General features: G+C 40.0%; 3 protein-coding genes. All 3 read right to left on the bottom strand.

Annotation, left to right across the window (positions count from 1 at the left end; all coding sequences use genetic code 11):
* Positions 1-198: 198 nt before the first annotated feature.
* Positions 199-672 carry a trimethoprim-resistant dihydrofolate reductase DfrA31 gene (dfrA31, locus tag R8N49_RS24460; protein ID WP_000703246.1) on the bottom strand — a complete coding sequence of 158 codons (474 nt, stop codon included), beginning with the start codon at positions 670-672 and terminating at the stop codon, positions 199-201.
* 162 nt (positions 673-834) lie between these two features.
* The gene (locus R8N49_RS24455) at positions 835-1,491 is read right to left on the bottom strand and encodes a quinolone resistance pentapeptide repeat protein QnrVC5 (RefSeq protein WP_000361705.1); all 657 of its coding nucleotides are present in this window, start codon (positions 1,489-1,491) and stop codon (positions 835-837) included.
* Between the two features lie 470 nt (positions 1,492-1,961).
* Positions 1,962-2,123 carry a type II toxin-antitoxin system RelE/ParE family toxin gene (locus R8N49_RS24450; RefSeq protein WP_318190138.1) on the bottom strand — a complete coding sequence of 54 codons (162 nt, stop codon included), beginning with the start codon at positions 2,121-2,123 and terminating at the stop codon, positions 1,962-1,964.
* Positions 2,124-2,140 lie beyond the last annotated feature (17 nt).

Raw genomic sequence — 2,140 nt, 5'->3', positions numbered from 1 at the left:
AAATGGACTAGCTAAAACAGCAGCTCCTATCACTAACGAACCTATTAATATTGACTTACTCAACGTTTATCTCCTTTGCTATAACGCCCTGTTAAGGGGTGAGCAACGCAATACCGAAGCTTCCGCATACCGCCTTAACCACTAAAACCAACGCATAGTAAAAATGCCACGCGTTGCGAATCACTCTTAAACAGTTTGTTAGCCCTTTGCCCAAATTTGGTACGTGTAATCAATATTTGAACTGAAACTTTGCTCAAATGTTTGTTTGAAACTCTGTGGAACTGAAGGGAAAAACACGTCGCCAGAGATGTGCTTATGAATCACTGAAAGATGGATAACATCTGCTTGTTCGATTAATGCTTTGTAAATTTCACCACCACCAGAAACAAAGACATGTGTTGTCGTATTGTCTAAGTAAGATAATGCCGATTCAATGCTGGTGAAATAAATAACATCTGGATCATTCGAGACCATTTCTGAGCGAGTAACCACAGCATATTTCCTATTGGGAAGTTTACCCATTGAGTCGAAAGTTTTACGACCGACTAAAAGCCAATGATTGTAAGTCATAGCTTTGAACAGGAGCTGCTCACCTTGTACATGCCAAGGTATATCCAATCCAGAGCCAATTACTCCATTCTCAGAAACTGCTGCCATAATGGATATTTTCATTTTTCCTCCTGAGGGCTAACGCCCGCCTAAGGGGCTGGCAACGCATAACAACTAAACTCAAACACAACAACTGCAACCACAGCGGCTCATTGGGACTGGAAACGCCACGCGTTGACAGTCCCTCTTGAGGCGTTTGTTATGTGTGTGTTCAAACCATCAAATTTAGTCAGGAACTACTATTAAACCTAATTGCTCTAAAAGTTGTTCTTGCTGCCACGAACAGATTTTTACACCTGTAAGGTCAACTTTCCGAGGGTCTAAACCATACAACTCCGAGTGGCTCAAATCACAACCTTGCAACCTACACTGGCTCCAACACCCTTCAGAAAATACTCCCCGACTTAAATCAGACTCTTTAAATGATGCACCACTCAGATTTGCGCCAATCCATCTATTCTCAAACAAATCACACTTTTCGATACACTGCCTTTCAAAGTTGGCGTATGAAAGATTACAACCTGTTATATAAGCTGAACAAAAATACATTCTGTTCGATACCTGATTCATGAAGCTAGCTTGAGAAAAATTGGCACCCTTTAAATCGCATTCTCTGAACTCGATACCAAAACAATTTGCACCTTTGAAATACGACATTGAAAGACTGCAGTTTTTAAAAGATGCATCTCTAAGATCCGAGTAAGAAAAATCACACCCCTCTAATTCACCTCGTTCAATGAAAGAACAATCTACAAATTGTGTATCGCGGAGGTTCGCTCGTTTAAAGGAACAGCAGAAAAATTTGCAATTTTTAAAATACTGACCACTCATGTCTTGATGTGAAAAGTCTGCTTGTACATATAACTGGTCTGTTTTATCCATTTTCTAGCCCTCTTTCTATTTGAGTCGAAGACTAACATTTACCAACCAGTTCTCAAGAAAAATAAACACCTTAAAAACAGCAACTTACAACCACTTAAAATCGCAAAAATAAGGCGCCAAATTGACGCTCTAAGGCACCGTTTTTTAATTCACCCATGCCGCATGGCTAGAAAAAAGTTTTGATTAATCATGGCGCTTGCAAGAAAAACACATAACGCTTTCTATACGGCGAAAAGCCGTATTTCTACTCAGATCTAAGCTCATTTAATCTTTCATGGTCAACATAAATTCAAAGACTTAAAGATAAATTCGGCATGTTAGGTGGTAACATGTCGCTTAATGTGAAGGATTGAATTTTACGTAATTCTCGTTGTGCGTAGGTGGTCGATTTAACGTAACGTCACTTTGTGCGAACCGAAGACCACTTACAAGGAAAGGCTCCTGATGGGGAGCCTTTCTTCGTTATTGAGTTACCAAAAATCTGGTTGATTCATGCGTGTAGGGAACACCCTTAGTATCTCAATGCGATTATCTTTGACTCGATAAGGTATTAAGTAAGGAAACTTTTGCAAGATTAGTTCTCTTGTTCCGAACACTCTCCCTGGTCGTCCCATTGCTGGGTTTGCTTTCAGGAGTTCTGTTAGTTCGT

It is taken from the genome of Vibrio sp. 1978 (assembly GCF_033344345.1).
This window is presented reverse-complemented; position numbering and strand designations above follow the sequence as displayed.

Coding starts and splice junctions, on each gene's coding strand:
- dfrA31 (WP_000703246.1), bottom strand. CDS start 672: ATGAAAATATCCATTATGGCAGCAGTTTCTGAGAATGGAGTAATTGGC.
- R8N49_RS24455 (WP_000361705.1), bottom strand. CDS start 1,491: ATGGATAAAACAGACCAGTTATATGTACAAGCAGACTTTTCACATCAA.